Source organism: Fulverythrobacter ferritrahens (assembly GCF_020539485.1).
GTDB classification, from domain to species: domain Bacteria; phylum Pseudomonadota; class Alphaproteobacteria; order Sphingomonadales; family Sphingomonadaceae; genus Andeanibacterium; species Andeanibacterium ferritrahens.
This window is the reverse complement of sequence record NZ_JACDXU010000001.1, coordinates 1,231,495-1,254,106: the sequence shown is the minus strand read 5'-3', so window position 1 is coordinate 1,254,106 and position 22,612 is coordinate 1,231,495. Positions and strand designations below refer to the sequence as shown.

Annotated in this window: 19 protein-coding genes and 2 tRNA genes; 9 read left to right on the top strand and 12 right to left on the bottom strand. The window is 63.0% G+C overall.

Annotated features, from left to right (window positions below):
* Nucleotides 1–72: 72 nt before the first annotated feature.
* Both H0274_RS06065 and H0274_RS06060 read left to right on the top strand, forming a co-directional pair.
* Nucleotides 73–369, top strand: a complete 297-nt coding sequence (locus H0274_RS06065; protein ID WP_461395894.1) for an integration host factor subunit alpha — start codon at nucleotides 73–75, stop codon at nucleotides 367–369.
* A 21-nt stretch (nucleotides 370–390) separates the two neighbouring features.
* Nucleotides 391–786 carry a MerR family transcriptional regulator gene (locus H0274_RS06060; RefSeq protein WP_226794018.1) on the top strand — a complete coding sequence of 132 codons (396 nt, stop codon included), beginning with the start codon at nucleotides 391–393 and terminating at the stop codon, nucleotides 784–786.
* Between the two features lie 76 nt (nucleotides 787–862).
* On the opposite strand, the gene H0274_RS06055 is transcribed toward H0274_RS06060, so the two are convergent.
* The 3 genes from H0274_RS06055 to H0274_RS06045 are packed head-to-tail and all read right to left on the bottom strand — an operon-like array spanning nucleotide 863 to nucleotide 4,488.
* A complete protein-coding gene (locus tag H0274_RS06055) occupies nucleotides 863–1,396 on the bottom strand; it encodes a SixA phosphatase family protein (protein ID WP_226794017.1) in 534 nt (177 codons plus the stop codon).
* On the bottom strand, nucleotides 1,393–4,134 hold the full coding sequence (locus H0274_RS06050; RefSeq protein WP_226794016.1) for an ATP-dependent DNA helicase: 2,742 nt from the start codon (nucleotides 4,132–4,134) through the stop codon (nucleotides 1,393–1,395). Before H0274_RS06050 ends, H0274_RS06055 begins: the two co-directional genes overlap by 4 nt.
* A 6-nt stretch (nucleotides 4,135–4,140) precedes the next feature.
* A complete protein-coding gene (locus tag H0274_RS06045; RefSeq protein ID WP_226794015.1) occupies nucleotides 4,141–4,488 on the bottom strand; it encodes a GFA family protein in 348 nt (115 codons plus the stop codon).
* 351 nt (nucleotides 4,489–4,839) lie between these two features.
* Here H0274_RS06045 and H0274_RS06040 point away from each other — a divergent pair, with 351 nt between their 5' ends.
* The 4 genes from H0274_RS06040 (at nucleotide 4,840) to H0274_RS06025 (ending at nucleotide 8,899) form a co-directional block, all read left to right on the top strand.
* Nucleotides 4,840–5,877, top strand: coding sequence for a hypothetical protein (locus H0274_RS06040; protein WP_226794014.1), 1,038 nt, complete (start codon nucleotides 4,840–4,842; stop codon nucleotides 5,875–5,877).
* 274 nt (nucleotides 5,878–6,151) lie between these two features.
* Nucleotides 6,152–7,762, top strand: a complete 1,611-nt coding sequence (locus tag H0274_RS06035; protein ID WP_226794013.1) for a lysine--tRNA ligase — start codon at nucleotides 6,152–6,154, stop codon at nucleotides 7,760–7,762.
* Nucleotides 7,759–8,289 (top strand): DUF1003 domain-containing protein, encoded by a 531-nt coding sequence (locus H0274_RS06030; protein ID WP_226794012.1) that lies wholly within the window; start codon nucleotides 7,759–7,761, stop codon nucleotides 8,287–8,289. Before H0274_RS06035 ends, H0274_RS06030 begins: the two co-directional genes overlap by 4 nt.
* Nucleotides 8,290–8,353: 64 nt before the next feature.
* Nucleotides 8,354–8,899: a cytochrome b gene (locus H0274_RS06025; RefSeq protein ID WP_226794011.1), complete on the top strand. Its 546-nt coding sequence runs from the start codon at nucleotides 8,354–8,356 to the stop codon at nucleotides 8,897–8,899.
* Between the two features lie 121 nt (nucleotides 8,900–9,020).
* Here the strand turns inward: H0274_RS06025 and H0274_RS06020 are convergent, their stop codons facing one another.
* Entirely contained in the window at nucleotides 9,021–9,980 is a 960-nt protein-coding gene (locus H0274_RS06020; RefSeq protein ID WP_226794010.1) for an RcnB family protein, read from the bottom strand.
* Between the two features lie 479 nt (nucleotides 9,981–10,459).
* Nucleotides 10,460–12,139, bottom strand: coding sequence for an energy-dependent translational throttle protein EttA (ettA, locus tag H0274_RS06015; RefSeq protein ID WP_226794009.1), 1,680 nt, complete (start codon nucleotides 12,137–12,139; stop codon nucleotides 10,460–10,462).
* A gap of 240 nt (nucleotides 12,140–12,379) precedes the next feature.
* On the opposite strand from ettA, the gene H0274_RS06010 reads away from it, so the two are divergent.
* Both H0274_RS06010 and H0274_RS06005 read left to right on the top strand, forming a co-directional pair.
* Nucleotides 12,380–13,513 (top strand): DUF47 family protein, encoded by a 1,134-nt coding sequence (locus H0274_RS06010; RefSeq protein WP_226794457.1) that lies wholly within the window; start codon nucleotides 12,380–12,382, stop codon nucleotides 13,511–13,513.
* A 15-nt stretch (nucleotides 13,514–13,528) separates the two neighbouring features.
* Entirely contained in the window at nucleotides 13,529–14,530 is a 1,002-nt protein-coding gene (locus tag H0274_RS06005; protein ID WP_226794008.1) for an inorganic phosphate transporter, read from the top strand.
* Here the strand turns inward: H0274_RS06005 and H0274_RS06000 are convergent.
* From H0274_RS06000 to H0274_RS15600, 5 genes are all read right to left on the bottom strand, one after another.
* The gene (locus H0274_RS06000) at nucleotides 14,514–14,855 is read right to left on the bottom strand and encodes a hypothetical protein (RefSeq protein ID WP_226794007.1); all 342 of its coding nucleotides are present in this window, start codon (nucleotides 14,853–14,855) and stop codon (nucleotides 14,514–14,516) included. The genes H0274_RS06005 and H0274_RS06000 overlap by 17 nt on opposite strands.
* Nucleotides 14,856–14,992: 137 nt before the next feature.
* Nucleotides 14,993–15,069: transfer RNA gene (locus tag H0274_RS05995), tRNA-Pro, on the bottom strand.
* A gap of 21 nt (nucleotides 15,070–15,090) precedes the next feature.
* Nucleotides 15,091–15,166: transfer RNA gene (locus H0274_RS05990), tRNA-Ile, on the bottom strand.
* A 54-nt stretch (nucleotides 15,167–15,220) separates the two neighbouring features.
* On the bottom strand, nucleotides 15,221–16,216 hold the full coding sequence (locus H0274_RS05985) for a polysaccharide deacetylase family protein (protein ID WP_226794006.1): 996 nt from the start codon (nucleotides 16,214–16,216) through the stop codon (nucleotides 15,221–15,223).
* Between the two features lie 43 nt (nucleotides 16,217–16,259).
* Complete coding sequence (locus H0274_RS15600) at nucleotides 16,260–18,107, bottom strand: histidine kinase dimerization/phospho-acceptor domain-containing protein (RefSeq protein ID WP_264295454.1); 1,848 nt, start codon at nucleotides 18,105–18,107, stop codon at nucleotides 16,260–16,262.
* A 215-nt stretch (nucleotides 18,108–18,322) separates the two neighbouring features.
* Here H0274_RS15600 and H0274_RS05975 point away from each other — a divergent pair, with 215 nt between their 5' ends.
* Nucleotides 18,323–18,787, top strand: a complete 465-nt coding sequence (locus H0274_RS05975) for an Lrp/AsnC family transcriptional regulator (RefSeq protein WP_226794005.1) — start codon at nucleotides 18,323–18,325, stop codon at nucleotides 18,785–18,787.
* A gap of 52 nt (nucleotides 18,788–18,839) precedes the next feature.
* Here H0274_RS05975 and H0274_RS05970 read toward each other — a convergent pair whose 3' ends face one another.
* Nucleotides 18,840–21,134 (bottom strand): putative bifunctional diguanylate cyclase/phosphodiesterase, encoded by a 2,295-nt coding sequence (locus H0274_RS05970; RefSeq protein ID WP_226794004.1) that lies wholly within the window; start codon nucleotides 21,132–21,134, stop codon nucleotides 18,840–18,842.
* Between the two features lie 118 nt (nucleotides 21,135–21,252).
* Complete coding sequence (gene accC / locus H0274_RS05965; protein ID WP_226794003.1) at nucleotides 21,253–22,602, bottom strand: acetyl-CoA carboxylase biotin carboxylase subunit; 1,350 nt, start codon at nucleotides 22,600–22,602, stop codon at nucleotides 21,253–21,255.
* Nucleotides 22,603–22,612: the final 10 nt, after the last annotated feature.

Below are 22,612 nucleotides of genomic sequence, written 5' to 3'. Positions count from 1 at the left end.
TATGTCCTCACAAAGTGTTAGGTTGTTCACATTGGAACTGTCCAGATGATCTGAACAGGGGACGGGAAGATGATGCGTTCGGTTGGCACGCTTACACGCGCGGACCTCGCGGAGGTGATCAATCGCAAGATGGGATTCTCCCGTGCGGAGTCGCTTGCGATGGTTGAGGCGATACTCGATCACATGTGCGAGGCTCTGGAGCGGGGAGAAAATGTCAAGATTTCAGGTTTTGGCACCTTCCTGTTACGCGACAAGAATGAACGCATCGGGCGCAACCCCAAGACTGGCGTCGAGGTGCCGATCACGCCGCGCCGCGTCTTGACTTTCCGTGCCAGCCAGATCCTGAAGGACCGCGTCGGTCAAGGCTGATAACAGGAAAGCAGGTACAGAGTGGCAGGGGATCCGAGGTTCAGCGACGGCAAGGATGCCGATGCGCTGCGCACCATCGGCGAAGTAGCGCGCGCGCTGGGCATCAAGCAGCATGTGCTGCGTTATTGGGAACAGCAGTTCCCGATGCTCAAGCCGCTCAAGCGCAGTGGTGGGCGCCGATATTACCGGCCGGAAGATATTCGCATGGTCGACATGATCGACCGGCTAGTGAACCGCGAAGGCTATACGCTGAAGGGCGCGTGTCAGGCGCTGTCCGGCGGAGCCGTTGCAGCTTCCGCCCCCGCTATGCCTGCGCCGCCAGTGCAGCCGCGCGAACAGGCAATCCGCACGTCGGTGGACATTCTTCCCCAGCTGCGCGCCATCCGTGATCGGCTGGCAGCCGCGCTTGACGGTTGAGGTTCTGGGCAACGGTTGAAGCAGGAGAAGCGCGGGCGGAGTGACGCCCCCGCTTTCTTCTGGTGCGCTATCAGGTTCAGCGGCGTTTTTCGGGCCCCAGAGCGGGATCGAGGTCGCGCGGGCGGGCGAGATAGATCAGCCGGCCCGAATTGGGCTCCAGCTGAGCCCAGTCGTCAATATCCAGTTCCAGCACGGCGAAGGTCGCGGTCGGATATTTCTGGGCCGCCGTATCGAACAATGTGTTTTCCGCGTGGGGGGGCACAAGATCAAAGATCAGTTCCTGCAGGCCAGGATTATGGCCTGACAGCAATATGCTGGCCGGATCGCCTTCCACATGGCGCAGCAGATCCATCAGAGTGCTGGAACTGGCCAGATAGGCCCGGTCCTGCCAATGGACGGCGCCATCGATCCCGGCGGCTTCCAGCGTGCGCTTTACGCGCTCGGCCGGGCTGGCGATGACATAATCCCATTCCACGCCATGGTCGCGGATATGTTTCCCCATCAGCGCCGCGCCTTTGCGGCCGCGCTCGTTCAGCCCGCGATCGAAATCGCGCAGGCCGACATCGTCCCAGTCCGATTTGGCATGGCGCAGGAGGCCGAGCAGTTTCACCAGGGCGAGGATCCTTCCAGCGGCGATGCCGGAGGGGCCGGAATCGCTTCGCTGCCCCCAGAAACACCGCTCGCGATCCGATGTAAAGCCTCATCGAGCGACAGGCGGATGACAGGCGTGCCCTTGGGGAAAGCAGTCGTCAGCCGGGTAGGAAAAGCGGCCGAGAGAACCACGAAATGGCCCTTGTCGTCCTTGCTGCGGATCAGCCGCCCGAAGGCCTGGGCCAGACGCGCGCGGATGATCCGGTCATCGAAGGAACTGCCGCCGCCCGCCGCGCGGCGGGCGCGGTGCAGGATGGAGGGCTTGGGCCAGGGCACCTGCTCCATCACCACGCAGCGCAGGGATTCACCGGGAACGTCCACCCCGTCGCGCAGGGCATCGGTGCCGAGGAGCGAGGCGCGTGGATCGTCGCGGAAAATGTCCACCAAAGTGCCGGTGTCGATCGGATCGACATGCTGGGCGTAAAGCGGCAGGCCATTGCGCGCCAGCCGGTCGGCAATGCGGCCATGGACCGCGCGCAACCGGCGGATCGCGGTAAACAGGCCCAGAACGCCGCCCTTCGATGCCTCGATAATGCGGGCATAGGCGCCGGCCAGCGCGGCAATGTCGCCCTTCTTCACATCGGTGACGATCAGCACTTCGGCATTGGAGGCATAGTCGAACGGGCTTTCATGCTCGGTCAGCATGGGCGCGGAATCGAGCCAGTTCGCGCCCGAACGGGCGAGGGCGGCCTGCCATTCGCCGCCGTCCTTCAGCGTGGCGCTGGTCAGCATCACGCCATGCGCGGGTTCCAGCACCACTTGCGCAAAGGGCTTCATCGGATCGAGGAAGCGCCGGTGCAGGCCGATATCGTATTCGCGCGCATCGGAGCGGTCGACCGCCAGCCAGTCGACGAAATCCGGGTCTGCCGGGCCGCCCATCCGGTCAAGCAGGGCTTCCCACGAGGCGAGCATGTCGATGCGCCATTTGAGCGAATAGCGCGCCCCTTCGATGCGGGCACGGCCGGGGCCATCGAGCCAATCCGGCGGATCTTCCAGAATTGCTTCCAGCCGGACGGAGAGCTTCATCAAGGGCGAGCGGATCGCTGCCAGAGCCTGCGCCGCCTGTTGTGCCAGCTCGATGAAATTGCCGTCCAGCTGGGCGGCCTCGGTTTCGATGGCATAGCCCGCCTCCTGCCCACCGCTTTCGTCGCGGGCATAGGTAAGGGCGCGCACGCCGGCGAGCAGTTCCTCCAAGGGGCCGGAAGGCTGGTTTTCGGAGAGGCGTTGCAGCCAGCCTTCGCCCGGCAGTGCCTCGGCGGCGGTAACGGCGTCGGCCACGGCCTTTCCGCCCGCCTCGTCATAAGAGGCGATGTCCGCCAGCCGGGCGGCGAGGCCGCGGCGGCGGCCTTTCGATCCGCGTTCGGGCCCGGTAATCCAGCGGCGCAGCTCCACGCATTCCAGCCCCGTCAGTTCCGCCGCGAAAGTGGAATCGGCGGCATCGAATACGTGATGGCCTTCGTCGAACACGATGCGGGTAGGACGCTGGGCATGATCGCGGCCCCGCGCGGCGTTGACCATCACCAGCGCGTGATTGGCGATCACCAGATCGGCCTGGGCGCTGGCTCGCGCGGCGCGTTCGATGAAGCATTTGCGATAATGCGGGCAACCGGCATAGACGCATTCGCCGCGCTGGTCGGTCAGGCTGCGGATCGCGCGGTTGCGGAACAGGGTGCCGAGCCAGCCGGGCAGATCCCCGCCGATCATGTCGCCATCCTGGGTGTATGCCGCCCAGCGCCCGACCAGTTGCGCCAGCACCGCCGCGCGCCCGCCAAAGCCGCCTTGCAGCGCATCTTCCAGATTGAGCAGGCAGAGGTAATTCTCCCGCCCCTTGCGTACCACCACTGGCTGGGATCCATCGGCGCGGTTATCGGGCCAGGCGCGGCGGCTTTCCTTGCGGAGCTGGCGCTGGAGGTTCTTGGTGAAGGTGGAGACCCACACCGTACCGCCGGATTTTTCTGCCCAGAGCGAGGCCGGGGCGAGATAGCCCAGCGTCTTGCCGATGCCGGTTCCCGCCTGCGCCAGCAGCATATGCGGCACGCCGCGCCGGTCTCTCGGGGAGAAGGCCCCGGCCGCTTCCGCCGCATAGGCGCGCTGGCTTTCGCGTTCTTCCGCGCCCGTTCCGGTGAGCATGGCGAGGCGGGCGCGCACCTCGTCCGGCGAAAGAGTGACCTGCGCGGGCTGCGGGCGCTCGGGCACTTCTTCCCATTCGGGCAGGCGCGTGAACAGCCAGCGTTCGGCACGCTCGGGCTGGCGAATATGCGGGGCGATCACTTGCGCCCAGGGCCAGCGCAGCCGCATCAGCGACTGGAGCACGCTCCACGCACCCTCCCGCTCCTGCCATTCGGGGCTCTCGCAGGTTTCCAGCAGCTTGCCCGCCGCCAGCTGGAGCAAAGCGGGCACGGTATCGTCGCTGGCCGGCTCTTCCAGCCCCAGCGCATGGGCCAGGCCCTTGGGCGTGGGCACGCAGAAGCGGGCGGGGTGGATGAAGGCGAAGAGTTCCAGCAAATCCAGCCCGGAGAGGTCCGGATAGCCCAGCCGGGTGGCCACCAGCGGGGCATTGAGCAGCAGCAGCGGCGTATCGGCCGCCGCCATGATTGCTTCCCCCTTGCCCACCGTGCGGGTGGAACCATTGGCCGCGCGCAGCCAGCTGCCGGCGTGGCTGGCATGGAGCGCGGGAAGGGGGAGGGGCTGAGTCACGCCCCGTCAGTAAGACGCGCCGTCCACCGGGTCGAGCCGGATTGCCGAAAGATCCGCAGCATCGACGCAGCGCAGGTTGATTGCGCGCATCTCGCCATTGGGGCTGGTCCCCTCGGCAAAGGGCTCGCAGCCGCAAATGGTGCAGAAGCGATGGGCGATTGTGCGGGTGTTGAAGCGATATTCGCCAAGATTGCCAGCGCCCTTGTCCAGCGTGAACTGACCGGCGGGCACGAAAGTGAGGATCAGCCCCTTGTCGCTGCAATGGCTGCAATTGCACTCGACGGCGTTTTCCGGAAGGTCAGCCTCCACGGTGAAGGTTACGGCGCCGCAATGGCAGTGCCCGGTATAGCTCATAGTTCCTCTCCTCGAATATCGGCGGGCACGGAGTTTAGAACGTATTGAGAACAATGGGCAAGCTGGGTTCCCATCCCATGCCGGAAAACCCCTTGAGACGAACTGTTGAGCCATGTCGGCAAGTCGTTCTGGGTCATTACTCATTCCGTTTCTAATCGTCTCAACCCATCGCAAGTCATTTTCCGGTTGCCTCGTTTGGTGGGGGCAAAAATCAAGGAAAACTGCGAATTTTGCCTAAACCGTGAACCGTAGATGAAGGAACGTGGCCCGGCGGGCGGGCGTTTTACTTCCACTATGGAAAGGAAAATCACATCCGCTCGTTGCGCGACTGCCGCGATTGCCGCGGTACTTGTGCTTGGTTCAACCGGGCTGTCAGCTCAGGTCGTCCCCCCTCAGGTGGACCCGCCTGCCGCACCGCCCCCCGAGATCGTTCCCCCGCTGGAACCGGCCACGCCGCCCCAACCTGCGGAAACGCCCGCTATCCCCCCCGCGACGCCTTCTGCCGCACCTCAGGCTGCGACTGCCCCGGCGCCGATCATGCAATCCAGCCCGGTAGTGCAGCCGCTGCCCGTCGAGGAGGAAGGCGCCGTTACGGAAGAACGCAGCGGGCCAGCCTCCCAGGCCGCGCGTGAAGCCGCTCCCGTCCAGCAGCGTGCAACTCCGCGTGTAGTTGGTGAGGAGGCCGCTCCGCCTGCTCCGGTGAACGAGGCTGCAACGGTGGATGGCCCGGTGATTGCTCCACCTGCGGTGGATACGGATTACTTCCCGGCCGAGAATACGGCGCCGGAAAGCGAGCCGCTGCTTGAAGACACCGCTTCCGCCGCAGGCAGTCCGAACGATACCGGCAATCCCGTGATTTCCGCGATTGATGGCATCGCCTGGGGTGCTGCGGGCACGGTTCTGTTGCTGGCCCTGTTCAGCGGCCCGCTGCGCCGTCGCCGCAAGCCGGAGGCAAATCCGCCCCGCGTGACGCGTGCGGCAGTGGAACGCCGCCCTGATCCGGTCGCTACGGTTCCGGTGGCCCCGGTTCCCGTCACCGCCTTTAACGGTGATGCCGCGCCGGTGGCCAATACCATTGCTCCGAGCCGCATTCCGCTCACTGTGCAGCCGCGTTTCATGGCCCGTTCGCGCCATAGCCGGGGTGCGGTGGATCTGCCCCCCACGTCGCCTGCCAGCTTCGCGGAACGCGATGCTCTGCTCAAGCGGATGATGGATGCGCCGCCGGACAAGGCCAATCCGTTCCGTTCGCGCCGGGCTCGCCTCAAGCGCGCCCGGCTGATCATCCAGTCCATCGGTCGCCGTTTCGAGCGGGCCGATCCCTGGATCGATCTGAGCGATTATCCGGAAGTCTGGCCGGAGCTTGCTCGCAGGAATCTCCAGGCGGCCTGACCTATGCCGGTTGGAGAGGGAGGCGGCCGCGCAAGCGGTCGCCTCTTTCGCATGTCCTACAGGCAGGCGATGCGATAGCATGGTGGGATGCTGCTGCCTTCGCCCCCTGTTTCTCCCTCGCTTTCCATGGCCGGGAGCGGTGCGGGCGGGGTGGCGATCTTTCCGATTTGTACTGTGTCAACCTTGTCAACTTCGGCGGAATTGCGTGCCTTTTTCGCAAGTTTCGAATCGCCGCACTTGCGAAATGGCGCGCAAGGCGCAATGGACCCGCGCCATGACCAATGAAGCACTGATCGCCGCCGCACAGACATCCAAGGCCTGGCCTTTTCAGGAGGCGCAGCGCCTCGCCAAACGCTTTCCGGGCGGCAAGCGCGATGCGGCGGGCAATCTTGCCCCCGTGATCTTCGAAACCGGCTATGGTCCTTCGGGCCTGCCGCATATCGGCACTTTCCAGGAAGTGCTGCGCACCACGCTGGTGCGCCGCGCCTATGAAGTGCTGACCGGCGGCCATCCCACGCGCCTGATCGCCTTTTCCGACGATATGGACGGGCTGCGCAAGGTGCCCGACAATATCCCCAATGGCGACGTGCTGCGCGAAAACCTGCACAAGCCGCTGAGCCGCATTCCCGACCCCTTCGAGAAAGGCCACGCCAGCTTCGCCCATCACAACAACACGATGCTGCGCGATTTCCTCGATCGCTTCGGCTTCGACTATGAATTCGTCGCTGCGTCGGACCGTTACGATTCCGGCGAGTTCGACGATGCGCTGAAGAACGTCCTAAAGCATTACGATGCGATCATGGGCGTGATGCTGCCCACCCTGCGCGAAGAACGCCGCAAGACCTATTCGCCCGTGCTGCCGATCAGCGAGAAGAGCGGCCATGTGCTGCAAGTGCCCATCGAAGTGGTGGATGCCGAAGCCGGCACCGTCCGGTTCGAGGATGACGGCGAAGTGGTCGAACAGTCGATCCTGGGCGGCAAGTCCAAGCTGCAATGGAAGGTCGACTGGGCGATGCGCTGGGTCGCGCTGGGCGTCGATTACGAAATGTGCGGCAAGGATTTGACCGACAGCGTCACCCAGTCGGGCAAGATCGCGCAGATTCTTGGCGGGCGTAAGCCGGAAGGCATGATCTACGAGCTGTTCCTCGATGCCAATGGCGAGAAGATTTCCAAGTCCAAGGGCAATGGCCTGACCATCGAGGAATGGCTGACCTATGGCAGCGAGGAATCGCTGGGCTTCTACCTGTTCCGCGAACCCAAGAGCGCCAAGCAGCTGCATGTCGGCGTGATCCCGCGCGCGGTGGACGAATATTGGCAGTTCCGCGCCAAGATTCCCGAACAGCCGGTGGAACAGCAACTGGGTAACCCGGTGTGGAACCTGCTGCGCGCCAATGGCTATCATGGCGGCGATGGCGATACGCTGCCGGTCACTTATGGCCTGCTGCTCAATCTGGTGGGCGTGCTGGGCACGCATGCCACGCATGAGCAGGTGTGGAATTACCTGGGCAATTACGTCCACGATGCCGATCCCAAGCATCATCCGGAACTGAACATTCTGGTCGATAAGGCGCTGGCCTATAATCGCGATTTCGTGGCCCCCACGCTGGTCCGCCGCGCGCCTGACGCCAATGAGGCAGCGGCGCTGGCGGCGCTCGACGCGGTGCTGGCGACCACTGCGGAAGGTGCATCGGCCGAGGATCTGCAGACCGAAGTCTACGAAATCGGCAAGGATGAACGCTTCGGTTTCGAAAGCCTGCGTGACTGGTTCAAGGCGCTTTACGAAACCCTGCTCGGCTCCAGCCAGGGCCCGCGCATGGGCAGCTTCATCGCGCTCTATGGGGTGGCCAATACCCGGCGCCTGATCGCGGAAGCGCTGGCCAAGTGAACGAACCGGCCGATCCTCACAGACTGGCCCGCGAATTGCTGGGCCGCGAACTTGAGGATCTGGAGCCGGACGAACAGCGCGTGATCAGGCGTGTCGCCGCCGGAACGGTGTTCGTTGGCGACCGGGAAGAGGCGGACCAGATCCACGCCGGTTTCGGCGATCGGCTGGCCGACAAGGTTGCGGCAGTGGGCGGCAGCTGGGGCTTCATCGTGGGCTTCGGCCTTGTCCTGCTTGCCTGGGTGGTGATCAACAGCGATGTCTTCGCCGCGCTGGGGTTCGCCCCGTTTGACCGCTATCCCTTCATCTTCCTCAATCTGATGCTTTCCATGCTGGCCGCCGTGCAGGCGCCGATCATCATGATGAGCCAGAACCGGCAGGCGAAGAAAGACCGCATCGCCGCTCGCCACGATTACGAAGTGAACCTGCGCGCCCAGCTGGAACTTATCCGCCTTTCCCACAAACTGGACCGGCTGGCGCGGGTGATGGGGCATGTGGAAGGTCAGGCTGCTGACAGCACCAAGGAATAGTTTTCCTTGCCGCCTCGAAGCTGGCCGGTAACACTGGGCTTCGGGGAAGAAGAGGAGACGGGATATGACGCAGGCGCGTTACTCATCGGTGGCCATGCTGTTCCACTGGTTGATCGCGATCGCGGTGATCGTGAACTGGCGGATCGCGGAATCGACCGAAAATCTGGAAATCGCGGAACAGATGCGAGTGATGGATCAGCACAAGGCGCTGGGGATCGTGATCCTGATCCTCACTGTCCTGCGGCTATTGTGGCGCCTGGCCAAGACACCGCCGCCGCTCGCTTCCACGCTCAAGCCCTGGGAACGGAAAAGCGCCAGGACGGTGCATATCCTTTTCTATATGCTGCTGATCGGTCTTCCGCTGGGCGGCTGGCTCGGCCAATCCTTCTATGGGCTGGCGCTGGATGTGTTCGGCGTGTTCACGCTGCCCATGCTGCCGGTCGGCAAGAATCCCGAGATGGGCCACACGATCTTCGAGGCGCATGCCACGGGCGGCACGGTGATGCTGGCACTGATCGTGCTCCACGTGCTGGGTGCGCTGAAGCACACTTTCGTGGACAAGGACGGCAATCTGTTCCGTATGTTGCCCTTTGGCACGCCCAAGGCCTGATCACTCCGGCCCGATTTCTGGGAGCCTGAACGAACAAGTCCCCCACCGTGAGGCGGGGGACTTGCCCTGTCTGCCGGGCCACTCTCCCGGCGTCGGGAGCTCCATGATCCCTACTCGGCTGTCACCAGAAGAAGTCGTAGATCACGTCCACCACTTCGCCTGAATAGGTGTCCACCAGCAGGGCATCGTCATAATAGCGTACCCAGCGATAGGGGCCGTAGGCTTCCGGCAGGCGATACTGCCACGGGTCGTTGATCCAGTACCGGTTCGAATAGAACAGCGCGTCCAGGAAGAACCCGGCGTTCAGCCGCCGGTAGTAGTAATTGCGATAGGGCGCGTAATAGATCCCCACATGGAAGACATTGCGGTGGCTGTTGCGGTAGCCGCGCCAGTCATAGCGATGATTGTCGCGCCACCTGTGATCCCACTGGCGATGATCCCGGTCGCGGTTTTGATAGGAACGGTTCCTGTCACCATCGCGGTAGGACCGGTTGCGATCATTGTCGCGATAGCTGCGGTTGCGGTCATTATCGCGCCACTCGCGCCGGTTCTGGTCCCAACGGTCACGGTCGCGCGCCTGATCCCTGTCGCGATCCCGGTTCTGATAGCCGGCCGTGCCCTGGGCAGGAGGCGCGCCGCCGGGTCGACTGGCAATGGGGCCTCTGTTGGGGCTCCGGTTCGTGCCAGCCCGATCAGGGCGGGTCCTGTCGCGATCCGGGCGGTAATTGTCCCGTCCCGGTGCGCTTGCCTGCGCGGCGGGGCGTGGCGCGGGGGTGGGGCGATAGCTGGAATTCGCGGGCTGCTGCGGGCGCTCCGCGCGCTGCTGGGCTCGCTCGCTGCGCTGCTGGGGCTGGCGGCGGGGATTGTCCGACCGGGCGCTTTCGCGCTGGCTGCTCGTCCATCCCTGGCGTTGCTGCTGGCGCGCACCGCGATCCGAACCGCCCCGGTCACCCGGCCGGCTGGACGCGCTGGTGCGATTGTCATTGTCCCGCGCCCAGGCCTGAGCCGGGAGCGCGGTCACCACCATAGCGGCGGCGAGTGCTGCGAAACCGCTCGTCCGAAGCAGTCTTGCGATAGTCATGCGGCATCTCCTTTGGTCATGCCGCCGAGTGGTTCGCGGCCCCGTATGTAAGGGGGCTCTAAACCTGCTGCGCTGACGGAAGACTGAACCGGCTTGATAGGCTTTCGTTCAGGTTTCTCGGCCCGAATGTTAAAATTTCGCGGAATTTCAAATGTCGCCTCTCGCGCGGAAATTCCGTCGAGCGGGCATAAACATATCTATTTTGTGGGGGCGCGCATCGCTGACGGCAGGACGTCCTTGCCGAAACCACCTGCGGCGGCGGAATGATCCAGCCGCTAATCGCCAATGCAGTGACTACGGGCTGGGCGGGTGCCAAGCTGTGCAGGCGGGGGTTTTATCACAGGCTGGGGAAGGGCATCATGCCGCGACTTCCGCCAGAACAGACCCGCCAGAACAGACCGGCCAGAACAGACCGGGCCAGAATAGACCGGCCGGAGGAGCAGAAGCCCCAACCGGCCGGGTAACAACGGAGCTGTCGCTCAGCGCGACAGTTTCTTGTAGGCCAGCTTGGTCGGCCGGTCCGCAGCGTCGCCCAGGCGGCGGCGCTTGTCTTCTTCATAGGCCGCGAAATTGCCCTCGAACCATTCGACATGGCTGTTGCCCTCGAAGGCGAGGATATGCGTGGCCAGACGGTCAAGGAAGAAGCGGTCGTGGCTGATAACCACGGCGCAGCCCGCGAAGTTCTCGATCGCGTCTTCCAGCGCGGCCAGGGTTTCCACGTCAAGGTCGTTGGTCGGTTCGTCCAGCAGCAGCACGTTGCCGCCCTGCTTCAGCATCTTGGCCATATGGACGCGGTTGCGTTCACCGCCGGAGAGCTTGCCGACATTCTTCTGCTGGTCCGGCCCCTTGAAGTTGAACGCACCGACATAGGCGCGCGTGCTCATGTCCTGGCCATTGACCTTCATGTAGTCGAGCCCGTCCGAGATTTCCTGCCATACGTTGTTGGCCGGGTTCAGGTGGTCGCGGCTCTGGTCGACATAGCCCAGATGCACGGTGGACCCGATCTCGACGGTGCCGCTGTCGGGCTGTTCCTTGCCGGTGATGATCTTGAACAGCGTGGACTTACCCGCGCCGTTGGGCCCGATCACACCCACGATGCCGCCGGGCGGCAGCATGAAGGACAGGTTTTCGAACAGGATCTTGTCGCCATAGGCCTTGGAGATGTTCTTGGCCTCGATCACCTTGCCGCCAAGGCGCTCGGGCACCTGGATGACGATCTGGGCCTTGCCGACGGCGCGGTTGTCCTGCGCGTTCTGCAGTTCCTCGAATTTGCGGATACGGGCCTTGCTCTTGGTCTGGCGGGCGGCCGGGGTCTGCCGGATCCACTCCAGTTCGCGCTGCAGGGCCTTCTGCTTGCCGCTTTCCTCGCGGCTTTCCTGCTCCAGGCGCTTGGCCTTCTTCTCGAGATAGGTCGAGTAGTTGCCTTCGTAGGGATAGTAGCTGCCCCGGTCGAGTTCGAGGATCCATTCCACTACGTTGTCGAGGAAGTAGCGGTCGTGGGTGATCATCAGCACCGCACCGGCATATTCCTTGAGGTGGTTTTCCAGCCACTGGACGCTTTCGGCATCGAGGTGGTTGGTCGGTTCGTCGAGCAGCAGGATCGAGGGCTTCTGGATCAGCAGACGGGTAAGCGCCACGCGGCGCTTTTCACCGCCCGAGAGGCTTTCCACGCCCATGTCACTGGGCGGGCAGCGCAGGGCTTCCATCGCGACTTCGAGCTGGTTGTCGAGCGTCCAGCCGTCAACTGCGTCGATCTTGGCCTGGAGATCGCCCATCTCTTCCATCAGGGCATCGAAATCGGTCTCGTCGGTGGGATCGCCCATCTCCGCCGAAATGGCATTGAACCGTTCGACCAGATCGGCGGTCGCGCGGGCGCCGTCCTTGACGTTTTCCAGCACCGTCTTCGTGGGATCGAGCTCGGGTTCCTGCTCCAGATAGCCCACGGTGATGTTCTCGCCCGGCCAGGCTTCGCCGGTGATGTCCTTGTCGATGCCGGCCATGATCTTGATCAGGGTCGACTTGCCGGCGCCGTTGGGGCCGACGATACCGATCTTCGCGCCCTGATAGAACTGCAGGTTGATGTTGCTCAGCACCGGCTTTTGCGCGCCGGGGAAAGTTTTCGTCATGTTCTTCATGACGTATGCATATTGGGCGGCCATGTTCGTCCTTTGGGGTGGTCCTTCGCGGACAATCGGGATGTATGAGGATTTGAGCGGCAAATAGGGATTGCAGGGCAGCGGGGCAAGCATGGAAAGCCCCCATAGGCTCCCATGGGGGCTTTCCAGGCGCCAATCTGTGCTAAATTGGGGAAACGCCCGTAAATCCTGTTTGTCATATTTGTGTCGTTCCCCTAGCGCGCACGGCGCAAGCCTGCAGAAGGAAAGGGTCCGTTCATGGCGATGAGGCAGATTGCCGTTTTGCCCTATCGTACGGATTCCCCTGCGGTGGATGCGCCCATCAACATTCTGCTGATCACCACGAGGGGCACGGGTCGCTGGGTAATTCCCAAGGGCGGGCAGGTGGGCAAGCTGCCCCCTCACGCCAGTGCCGCGCAGGAAGCGGAAGAGGAAGCAGGCGTATTGGGCGCTGCCTGTCCCACTTCCATCGGCTCTTTCCGGTATCGCAAGAAGCGCGCTTCGGGTGCCACGGTGTGGACCGATGTGGACGTGTTCCCCTTTGCCGTGACGGAAGAACTGGATAGCTGGAAGGAACAGCACGAGCGCGAGCGCCGCTGGTTCACTCTGGCTGAAGCCGCCGAAGCAGTGGACGAGCCCGATCTTCGCGCTCTCATCCGCAGCTTCGGTGCCCGCGAATTTCGCGCCGCCGCCCAGGGGCGCATCATCATCAATACGATCAGCACGGTCGGTAAAAAAACGGGAATATCTGCCATGTTCGGCTGGATTCAGAAGCTGCTGCCGCAGCAGGGGAATTTCTTCGAGCTGTTCGAACAGCACGCCGCCACGCTGGTAGCGGGCGCGGATGCGCTGGCGCGGCTGGCGCAAGGCGGGCCGAACAAGGCCGAGCATATCCGCGAGATCGAAGAGCGCGAGCACGATGCGGACGATATCACGCGCGAAGTGCTGCATGCCGTGCGTCGCACTTTCCTTACCCCGTTCGACCGGGGGGCCATCACCGACCTGATCGGCGCGATGGACGATGCTATCGACGAAATGCAGCAGACTGCCGGCGCGGTGGACCTCTATGAGATCGAGGAATTCGAGCCGGAAATGCGAGACATGTGCGCAATTATCGTCGATGCTGCGCGGCTGACGGCGGAAGCCATTCCGCTGCTGCGCAAGGTTGCCGATAACGGCCATCGCCTGCATGAACTGACCGAACGGCTGGTGCGGATGGAAGGCCATGCCGACGAGATTCATGCTGCCGGCCTCAAGCGCATCTACAAGCAGCTGGGCAAGAAAGACCCGATCCAGTTCGTTGTCCGCCAGGAGATGTTCAAGCGACTGGAACGCGTCGTGGACCGCTTCGAGGATGTCGCCAACGAGATCGACGGTCTCGTGATCGATCATTCCTGAGCCCGGGCCCGACCGATGGAAACCACGCTTGCCCTGCCGCTGCTCATCGGGCTGATCGCCCTGGCGCTCGCCTTCGATTTTCTCAACGGCCTGCACGATGCGGCCAATGCCATCGCCACTGTCGTTTCCACCCGGCTGCTTTCGCCGTTCAGCGCGGTGCTGTTCGCGGCCGCCGGTAATTTCGGCGCCTATTGGCTGGTTGGGCTGCATGTGGCCGAAACGGTGGGCAAGGGCATTGTCGATAAGGACGCAGTGACACCTGCCGTGGTGTTCGGCGCCCTGGTGGGGGCGATGTTCTGGAATGTGGTGACCTGGATCAAGGGCATCCCCTCATCCTCCAGCCACGCCCTCATCGGCGGGTTGCTCGGGGCGGGGATCGCCCATGCCGGGCCGGGCGTGGTTGAATCCGGTGGCACGGTGAAGACCGTCGCCGCGATCTTCCTTTCGCCCATGATCGGCTTCGTCTTCGCCATGGCGCTGATGGTGGTGACCAGCTGGATATTCAAAGGCGCCGCGCCCCGCCGCGCCGATGGCGTGTTCAAGGGGCTGCATCTGCTGTCCTCGGCAGCCTATTCGATCAGCCATGGCGGCAATGATGCGCAGAAGACCATGGGGATCATCACCGTGCTGCTCTATTCCACCGGCCATCTGGGCGGGGAATTCCATGTGCCGGAATGGGTTGTGCTGTCCTGCTATGCCGCAATCGCGCTGGGCACGATGTCGGGCGGCTGGAAGATCATCAAGACGATGGGCACCGGGCTGACCAAGCTGAACCACCATTCGGGCTTCTGCGCCTCCACGGCCGGTTCGGTGGTGGTATTCGGGGCCAGCGCGATGGGTATTCCGGTTTCCACAACCCATGCCATCACCGGCAGCGTGGTGGGCACGGGCGCTGCGCGGCGCGCCAGTGCGGTGCGCTGGACGGTGGCCAGCCGCGTGATCGTGGCGTGGTTCATCACCATCCCGGCCAGTGCGGCCGTGGGCGCGCTGTTCTACGGCCTTACCTGCCTCTGGTGAGATTTCCCGTCGTGTCGACAGCGCGTCCTTCCTGCATTTCCCAATGTTCGACCTTCTCGGGGATTTCGAGCAGGAAGTCCTTGTCGAAATAATAGGAACGGGGCCGGTCTATGTCGGTCCCGGCAAAGTCACGGAGGGCGTCCCAGCTTTCCCAATGGCTCACCATGCGCACATGGACCACATCGTCTTGCCGACGATGGAGGCACCATGCGCCGCGATTGCCGGGCGCCGAGTGATGGTCTGGCAGCATCACCTCCCGCATGAGGCGAAGAAATTCGGGCGATTTCAGCCTGGGGACGCGGCCTTCCCAATTCCGCACGATCATGGGCGTCGCTCCGGAAATATTAACTACTTATCGTGGCACTTGTAACTCTCGTTAACTATTCAGGCAATTGCGAAGACGGATCTGTCCCGCGTGCGGGAGCAATTACCCGCCGTGTGTGCTGAAAAGGCGGGAAACAATGGTCGGGGAGACAGGATTCGAACCTGCGACATCCTGCTCCCAAAGCAGGCGCGCTACCGGGCTGCGCTACTCCCCGACTCTTGTTTCGTCGGCTGGGTGGTGGGCCCGGCAGGATTCGAACCCGCGACCTAGCCGTTATGAGCGGCCAGCTCTAACCGCTGAGCTACAGGCCCCCTTTGCCGAACGTGCCGCGACGTAGCCGCTAAGTCGCAGCAATACAAGCGCGGCTAAACCTCAATTGCATCCATGATCTGCCGGGCGTTGCATGGCTTCACGTCGCGCAGCCGCAGATAGGCGAAAATTCGCCGCCACCAGTCGTACAGCGAGTCCAGATCATATTCGTTCTGCACATAGGGAGTGTGGCCCGGGCGAAGCGAAGGGCTGTGAAAAGAGAATACCAGCAGCGGCAGCCCGTCATCCAGGGCCATATCGATTCCGCGGATTGCTTCCTCTACAGAGACACCTTCGGGCGTGAGGGGGATGCGTTCCAGCAAGGCAAGGCGGGACAGCAGGCCGCGCAATGCGGGCGCACGCCACATCAGCGGATAGATCCAGTCCCCCTGCTTGCGCAGCATGCCCCAGAAAGTGGTGGTCAGCGGCACTTCCAGCACCGTGTGTTCGGGATCGAGCCAATAGGGCACCAGCGGATGCTTGCGATAATCCACGCCGCCCTCCGCCGAATAATCGAATTTCGGCCGCACCGAACTGTCCATGGCGATGCCGCCTTCGCGCAGCATGGCCCCGGTATGCGGACCAGCGCCGTAGCGGCCGGCGCGGTAGATTTTGGGAACGCTGCCGAAATTCGTCTCGATCGCACTGCGCAGCCGCGCGAATTTTGCCTGCTCCAGCTGGGGCGGCAGGTTTCCGGCATAGGAATTGCGGTTGTTCACTTCCTCATCGAAGGGAGGATTGACCCAGGGATGGAGCTGGACGCCGATTTCCGCACGGCCCTGCGCCACAGGTTCGGCCAGAATATCCGCCGCCAGGGCGGATGTCGCCACCGGCCAGTCGATCAGATAGACCGGGCAGACACCTTCATTTTCACAGAATTGCTGGAACTTGGCGAGGCGAGGCAAGTGTTCCAGCCCATGGCCTTCGCGGCGAATGGGCTTGGTCCAGTCAAATTCTTCTTCCGTATCGACAGTCAGGATAAACCGCTGGCCAAAGCCCGGCTTGAACCTCGCCTTCTCGATATTTGCCGGCGCATCGATGATCGAACGCATGGCGCCCAGCCGCCCCCCTATCAACCTTGGTTAGCAGTATCCCTCAGCCCGTCTCGGCTATCTGGCCACGCAAGTCTACCTCGTAATTGCCGCTTTCCTTGCTGGCAATTGCTGCCAGAGGCAGGGTGAGAAGCAGCCTGTCTCCTTCGCGGCAGAGGTCGCCGCGTGTCGCGCGCGCTTCTGCACGGGCAAGGCGCAATGTGAACCCCGCGCCGAACATTCCGGCGCTTACGGCCTGCGACAGGGCGGGGGCGGTACTTTCGAAAAGATCGTCCCGCCCGGCAAGGGCTGCCGGCAGATCCATGGCGAGAATGACCCGGGAACCGTCGTGCCCCAACATCACCTGCAGCTCCTCGCCCGGGCTGACCGCGCCTGCCAGAGTGGCGACCATGCGCCATATCAGCATTTCACCATCGCCGCGCGTCAACGGGACAGGGGCCGCCCCATCGCCCCCTTGCAGGGAAAGGCCTGCGCTGCGTGCGCGCAACACCCGGTCCAGTTGCCCAACCGTGCCGGCTAGAATGGAGCGCAGGTCACAGCTTCCCTCATCCAGTTCCAGCGCGCCGCTTTCCAGCTTCACCAGCCGGTCCAGCTCCTCGAAGCCGGCCAGCATCCTTGCTGCATCGCCCGCGATCGAAGCGGCCAGGGCGCGATATTCATTGGGCGTGGGGCCGAACAGCTGCTGCTGGATAATCTCCGCAAAGCCCTGGATGGCGTTTACCGGCGTACGTAATTCATGGATGATCTGGCGCATCCGGTCCGCCGGGCTATCCACCGGGGCGGCAGGGGCGAGACTCGCATCTTCCTCCACCAGCCGGCGCATGCGGCCGCGATAGCCGGAAAAACGCCCTCCACTGGGCGAGAAGACGGGCATGGCGTCCATCCGCCATTTGCCCGCGATGGCAGGAGCGCCTTCCAGTACCAGATGGCCGCCGCGCACGGGCTGGCGCCGGCGCATGGCCACAAGAGTTGCTGCGTCGGGGCGGGCGGGGGAATCCTCCTTCCGTCCGGCCAGCATCATGCCGACCGTCATCGGTGCCACATTCTGTCCGGCCCAGCTGATGCGGCCATCGGCATCGGTCGTGAAATCGAAGCTCTGCGGCAGGTCATCCGCACCGTCATTCGCATGTTCGCCAAGGGGGAGGCGGGGGGCATCCACATGGGGCTGGGTGGCGGCGCGGGTACGCTGGAACGCCTCGATACGCCGCACGATCGCACCGATGCCGGCCGGGCCTTCTTCCCCCGCCAGAGCAAGAGCGGGATCGAGATCGAGCACGCTGGCAGGCTGAGGTTCGGGTTGGGGATGAGGCTTGCTGGCCGGTGTCGATACCGGTTTCGGCTTCGGTTCTGGCGTAGGATGCGGTTTGGTCGCCGCCTGGGCCGGGGCTGCCGGAGCGGGGGCGGGCTGAGTGGCGCGGCCCGGCTGATCGATCGCTACGGATGCTTCATCCGGCTGCGGCAGCACCAGATCCCGCACGCCCAGAAGGGCCAGCAGATCGCGGATCGTCGGAGGCAAGTCCGTACGCTGGCGCAAATGAGCGCGGACCGGCACCGGCAGTGCCGGAATCAGGGCTTCCCATTGCGCCTCGCTCAACCGGGCATTGCTCATCGCCGCCTTGGCAATGGGCAGTTCCTGCGAAGCGAGATAGGCGATGAAGGCCGGATTGCGCAGCCGCAGGCCGGGATCGCGAATCATCGCGGCGCGGATTTCCAACGGAATTTCCGCAGATAGAGCGCTCAGCCGGTCATAGGCACGCCCCAGCCGGGCATCGTCGGTACTTTCAGGAGCGCTGCCAGCCAGGTCCAGCAGCTGACGGAACTGCGTGTGCGCCGCCCGCACACCGCCGGTCTGCATGCGCAGAACGGTAGCAAGGCGGTCGTCAAACTGCATTCAATCTCCGATAGAGCGGCGTGCCGGGAGGCGGGGGTAATTTGAAAAGTCCTACCAGTTTCCCGTAAACTAGGAACGCAGGCGGTTCCGGCGTTGCAAAGCGGGACATGTCCGGACATATATAACAATATTGCTGGCTGCGATCAGTATTCGTGCTACTCCTTGCCCTCCAGATGGGCACAAACTTCGCACATGAAGCGAGCGGGTTTTCGATTATGGCGAATCTCGACGCAATCGACCGGCGTCTGCTTGCCGAATTGCAGGCTGAAGGTCGAATTACCAATGTCGAACTCGCGCAGCGCGTGGGGCTGACTGCACCGCCGTGTCTGCGCCGCGTGCGTGCGCTGGAGGAAGAGGGAGTCATTCGCGGCTATCATGCCGATCTTGATCCTTCCAAGCTGGGCTTCGCCATCACCGTATTCGCCATGGTCAGCCTGAAGAGCCAGGCCGAGGAAGATCTGCGCGCCTTCGAACAGCATATGCGCGATCTGCCTGAAGTGCGCGAATGCCATATGCTGAATGGCGAGATCGATTTCATCCTGAAGATCGTGAGCAGGGATCTGCAGAGCTTCCAGGAATTTCTTACCAGCAAGCTTACCCCGGCCCCCAATGTGGCCAGCGTGAAGACTTCGCTGACGATCCGCACTGCCAAGCAGGAGCCCGGCGTTCCCCTCGAATAGGGCATCCCCCTCGCACTGGGCATTGCTCTAAAATAGATGGATCGCATCAGGATCAGGCCCTGACAGCCGGGATCGGTTGTTCGCGCAGCATGCTCGGGATGGCATGGGCGGGCCGGGCTTCCGAATAGAGATAGCCCTGTCCCGTATCGCAGCCGACGGTCGCCAGATAGGCTTCCTGCGCGCGGGTTTCCACGCCTTCCGCGATCACTTCCAGCCCCAGGCAATGGCCGAGATTGATGACGGTGGTGGAAATTGCCTCCGCATCCGGGTTGCAGCCAATTTCGCCTACAAAGGAGCGGTCGATCTTCAGTAGGTCCACCGGAAACTGGTTGAGGTGGGATAGCGAGGCATAGCCGGTGCCGAAATCGTCCAGAGCGATGAGGATGCCATGCGCATTGAGGTGCTTGAGCGCATCTTCCACATAGCTCGCCCCGCGTCCCAGGAAGACCGTTTCGGTCACTTCGATCTGGATGCAGGAGGGCGGCACGCCATGATCCTCCAACCGACCCAGCAGGCGTTCCGCAAAGGAACCGCGCCGGAAATCCGCCGCAGTGACATTGATCGCGACATGCCCGAAATCGAGGCCCTGGCTGAGCCAGTCGCGCATGTCATGGAGCACCCCGTCAAGCATACGGTCGCTCAACGGGCCGCTCAGGGCAGGATCTTCGAAGGCGGCTTTCAGCACATCGGGTCCCTGCAGCCGCCCATAGGGGTCGCGCCAGCGCAGCAGGGCCTCGAAGCCGACGATCCGCGAATTGCCGAGCGAAACCTTCGGTTGATAATGCGGGATGATCGCATTGGCCTGCAGGGCACGGCGGGCCGAGGCGATCATGCTCTGATGGCGCTCGACCTCCACCATCATCGCCGGCTCGAACAGCTTGAGCCGCGCCCGGCCGCCAGCCTTGGCGGCATAGAGCGCGATGTCGGCAGCTTTCATGATTTCCGAGCGGCTTATCCCGTCGCGCGGGATCATGCTGGCGCCGATGCTGGCCCGGCATTCCAGCAGGCGGCCTTCATGGTAGAACGGCTCGCGCAACTGATCGAATATCTGGTCGGCCGCGGCAATCACATCATCCTCGGTCGTGGCGGAAACGATGACCGCGAATTCATCGCCCCCGGTGCGGGCAACCAGATCGCCTTCATTCACCGCAGCGCGCAGGCGGCTGGCGAAAGTGCATAGCAAAATGTCGCCCGCATCGTGGCCCAGCGCGTCATTGATGGTCTTGAAATTATCGACGTCGAGGATGAGCAGCGCGGTTTGCTGGCTTGCGCCGAAATCGGTCAGCACGTCCTCCAGCCTGCCCTGCAGCAGGGCGCGATTGGGTAGGCCGGTCAGCGCATCGTGATGGGCCATCCACAGGGCATGTTCTTCGGACTTCTTCTGATGCGTGATGTCCCGTGCCACCACGATGATACGGCCCGAATCATCGCTGATGCGGTTGGCGATGACATCGAACCATTGGCATTGGCCATTGCGATCCATCTGATGGGTAAGGACATTTCCGGGCAGGCCGGATTCCGCCATCCGTAGTGCCGCAATGGCATTATCCCGCTCTTCCGGTGGAATCAGCGAAGGCCAGGAGAGGCCGACAAGCTCCTCCGGCTGGGCCATGCCATTGGGGATATTGCTGAACAGAATGCGATAGGAACTGTCGAGGATCAGCGTGCGATCCGGGCTGGATTTGAGGATCGTCTCGTTCAGCGTTTCGCTGCGCTGCAGATCGCTGAGCGCCGTCATCCGTGACACCAGCATTTCCTGCAGCGAAAAGCCGGCGGCGAAAATGGTGAACATATAGAACGGCAGCTGCAGCGCGATGATCGTCAGCAGGCTTTCATCGGAAAACACGCCCACGATGCCGCAGGGTGCCAGGATGAGGAAGCACATGATCGCGGAAAGGCGCGGTGTGCCGAAATTGCGCAGGCATACCCCGCACACCATACCTGCGGCGGAAAAGCCCGCGATGCTGGCAAGCAGCCAGTCCCCGCTATCCAGACAAAGGGCGGTGCCGATGCCGACCGACGTAGCCCAGCAGCAGGACAGGAGCGCGGCGAGGAAGCGGGGCGGCTCGCCGCCGTTCCGCTGTACCGCCCGGCCGCGGACCAAAACGGCGATCCGGGTGAGGCCCAGGGCAATCTCGAACAGGAACCAGGCAATGAAGGGCGAATAGGGCTGACGCCACGCCGCAACGCCTGCAACCGCAGTGGTGTTTATCACGCCGCCGAGAAAAATCGGAAGCGAGGCGAACAGCCCCTTGGTCAGTTCAGCATAGATTGCCGGGGGCGCAGGTGTCCGGGCACCCAGCAGCCAGGCTGCCAGGCCCTCAAATGGTTTCCCCCGCATACTCATCGGCTTTCGATAACCCCCCGGTCTGCGAGGCAGGCTAAGGCCCAATGGTTAACAACAAACGCCGAAAAGTGACCTAAAATTTGAAAAATCGTCGGATTTTTCTGATGGATAGGCGCGTTTACCCCTCGCGCTTCTCCAGCCATTCCTCCAGCCATTTGATCGAATAGTCGCCGTTAAGGATATCGGGCTGATCGAGCAGGGCTTCGTGCAACGGAATGGTGGTTTTCACGCCTTCGATCACCATTTCCTTCAGCGCTCGCTTCAGCCGCATGATGCAGCCATCGCGCGTGCGGCCATAGACGATCAGCTTGGCGATCATGGAATCGTAATAGGGCGGGATCGAGTAACCGGCATAAAGCCCGCTATCCACGCGCACATGCATGCCGCCTGCCGCGTGATAGGCCTTCACCTTTCCGGGCGAAGGGGCAAAGGTCCACGGATCTTCCGCATTGATGCGGCATTCGATGGCGTGGCCCTTGAACTCCAGTTCTTCCTGCGTGACCGACAGCGGCTTGCCATCGGCAATGCGGATCTGTTCGCGGACCAGGTCCACCCCGGTGATCGCTTCGGTAACGGGATGTTCTACCTGCAGGCGGGTGTTCATTTCGATGAAATAGAACTCGCCATCTTCCCACAGGAATTCGATCGTGCCTGCACCGCGATAGCCCATTTCGGCCATGGCCTTGGCCACGATGCCGCCCATCCGCTCGCGATCCTCGGCAGAGAGGACGGGGGAGGGGGCTTCCTCGATTACCTTCTGGTGGCGGCGCTGCAGCGAACAGTCGCGCTCGCCCAGATGGATCGCGTTGCCATTGCCGTCGCCGAACACCTGGAATTCGATGTGACGTGGATTACCGAGATACTTCTCGAGATAGACGGTGTCGTCGCCAAAGGCGGCCTTCGCCTCGCTGCCGGCCTGCTTCATCAGCGTTTCGAGCTGGTCGGGGCTGGGGCAAACCTTCATGCCGCGTCCGCCGCCGCCCGATGCGGCCTTGATGATCACCGGATAGCCGATTTCCTCGGCAATCTTGGCGGCTACCTTGGGATCGCTGATCGCGCCGTCCGAACCGGGAACCAGCGGCAGGCCCAGCGCGCCAGCGGTGCGCTTGGCCTCCACCTTGTCGCCCATGGTGCGGATGTGTTCGGGCTTGGGCCCGATCCAGGTGATGCCGTGAGCTTCCACGATTTCCGCGAACTTGGCGTTCTCGGACAGGAATCCGTAACCCGGATGAATCGCATCCGCGCCCGAAATTTCGGCCGCCGAAATGATCGCCGCGATGTTCAGATAGGAATCGGTGGCCGAGGGCGGCCCGATGCAGATGGCCTGGTCAGCCAGGCGCACATGCATCGCATCCGCATCGGCGGTGGAATGCACCGCCACGGTTTCGATGCCCATTTCATGAGCCGCGCGATGAATGCGCAGGGCGATTTCGCCGCGATTGGCGATCAGCAGGCGGGTAATCGGCATGGCGCTGTGC

What these genes read in the sequence shown, in the direction of transcription:
- H0274_RS06065 (WP_461395894.1), top strand. Translation starts at nt 73, where the DNA reads ATGCGTTCGGTTGGCACGCTTACACGCGCGGACCTCGCGGAGGTGATC.
- H0274_RS06045 (WP_226794015.1), bottom strand. Translation starts at nt 4,488, where the DNA reads ATGAGCTATACCGGGCACTGCCATTGCGGCGCCGTAACCTTCACCGTG.
- H0274_RS06035 (WP_226794013.1), top strand. Translation starts at nt 6,152, where the DNA reads ATGACCAATGAAGCACTGATCGCCGCCGCACAGACATCCAAGGCCTGG.
- H0274_RS06025 (WP_226794011.1), top strand. Translation starts at nt 8,354, where the DNA reads ATGACGCAGGCGCGTTACTCATCGGTGGCCATGCTGTTCCACTGGTTG.
- H0274_RS06020 (WP_226794010.1), bottom strand. Translation starts at nt 9,980, where the DNA reads ATGACTATCGCAAGACTGCTTCGGACGAGCGGTTTCGCAGCACTCGCC.
- ettA (WP_226794009.1), bottom strand. Translation starts at nt 12,139, where the DNA reads ATGGCCGCCCAATATGCATACGTCATGAAGAACATGACGAAAACTTTC.
- H0274_RS06010 (WP_226794457.1), top strand. Translation starts at nt 12,380, where the DNA reads ATGAGGCAGATTGCCGTTTTGCCCTATCGTACGGATTCCCCTGCGGTG.
- H0274_RS06005 (WP_226794008.1), top strand. Translation starts at nt 13,529, where the DNA reads ATGGAAACCACGCTTGCCCTGCCGCTGCTCATCGGGCTGATCGCCCTG.
- H0274_RS06000 (WP_226794007.1), bottom strand. Translation starts at nt 14,855, where the DNA reads ATGATCGTGCGGAATTGGGAAGGCCGCGTCCCCAGGCTGAAATCGCCC.
- H0274_RS05985 (WP_226794006.1), bottom strand. Translation starts at nt 16,216, where the DNA reads ATGCGTTCGATCATCGATGCGCCGGCAAATATCGAGAAGGCGAGGTTC.
- H0274_RS15600 (WP_264295454.1), bottom strand. Translation starts at nt 18,107, where the DNA reads ATGCAGTTTGACGACCGCCTTGCTACCGTTCTGCGCATGCAGACCGGC.
- H0274_RS05975 (WP_226794005.1), top strand. Translation starts at nt 18,323, where the DNA reads ATGGCGAATCTCGACGCAATCGACCGGCGTCTGCTTGCCGAATTGCAG.
- H0274_RS05970 (WP_226794004.1), bottom strand. Translation starts at nt 21,134, where the DNA reads ATGAGTATGCGGGGGAAACCATTTGAGGGCCTGGCAGCCTGGCTGCTG.
- accC (WP_226794003.1), bottom strand. Translation starts at nt 22,602, where the DNA reads ATGCCGATTACCCGCCTGCTGATCGCCAATCGCGGCGAAATCGCCCTG.